This is a genomic window from Kistimonas scapharcae (assembly GCF_039540975.1).
Lineage (GTDB): Bacteria > Pseudomonadota > Gammaproteobacteria > Pseudomonadales > Endozoicomonadaceae > Kistimonas > Kistimonas scapharcae.
Window position 1 is genome coordinate 1 of sequence record NZ_BAABFL010000212.1, and the last position, 925, is coordinate 925.

1 protein-coding gene is annotated in these 925 nt (G+C 42.4%); it reads left to right on the forward strand.

The window, feature by feature from the left end; genetic code table 11:
- Positions 1-215 precede the first annotated feature (215 nt).
- Positions 216-881, forward strand: a complete 666-nt coding sequence (locus ABD892_RS10475; protein ID WP_345195569.1) for a hypothetical protein — start codon at positions 216-218, stop codon at positions 879-881.
- Positions 882-925 lie beyond the last annotated feature (44 nt).

Here is a 925-nt window from a genome sequence, read left to right on the forward strand (position 1 = left end):
GCTGGGTTACATGGCTGCGCGAACCTGCCCCATGCCAGCAAGGCTTCTCAAGCTGGCTGAGCCACAGTGGTAATCAGGAAAATGATTGCAGTATAATATTCTGTCTCAGGATATATGGAATTAGTTATTAATTTTAACAGGCTTGTTATTATATTTTTCATATTAAAACATTTAGCCTTTTACAGTTAAGGAGTAATTTCAAAAAGGATTTATCAATGTCAACACCACCATTCTCTGTTTCACGGAAGTCTCTATCACTTAGTAGTCTTGATGAGGAAGCAAAAGAAGCAAGTAAATATCAGAAGAAAACCGAAGAGGTTTTTCTTGGGCGAAAAACTCGGGAAATGACTTCATCAGAAGGAACCTTTGATACAGAAAAAGGTGGAGATATTACGGATATATCTCTAGGGCTTAGAGCTGTTGGATTGCATTCAGATGAGCCTGAGGCGGCGTTACCGATACCTGTTGAATCCTCAGACGAGAAATACCTGTCGGAAATGACAGCCATCCAGCAGTTGCCCGAGGCGTCAAAACTGTCGCTTGAAGTCACTGATGACCCTGACCTTTTTCTCGGTGCAGTCGGCGGAGTAGGTTTTGGAGAAGTGCACGAAAGCGTGGAGGGGGTTGGTGAAAGTGTACCAGAGGCTACCGAAGTCGATCTTGAAAAACTGATAGAGTCACAGGAAAGTAAAGAACTTGAAGCGGAAGAATATGAATTTAAATTCTTAGTAGGTAAAGTTAAATCAGCCCTAAAAGATAACTTTGTAAGCATGTTTGGTGACAACCCCAGTTTTATTCCATGGATTACAGAAAGTTCTCAAAGTAGCATGCCGTGTGACCTTGAAAGCCCCCTGTGCCAGCATAGTTGTCGCCTCTTCTGAAATTTCCAACTTAAACAGGGGGTGGTCAGTGAGTAATCAATGAC

Excerpts from the sequence above, each read along its gene's own strand:
- ABD892_RS10475 (WP_345195569.1), top strand. The coding sequence starts at position 216 with ATGTCAACACCACCATTCTCTGTTTCACGGAAGTCTCTATCACTTAGT.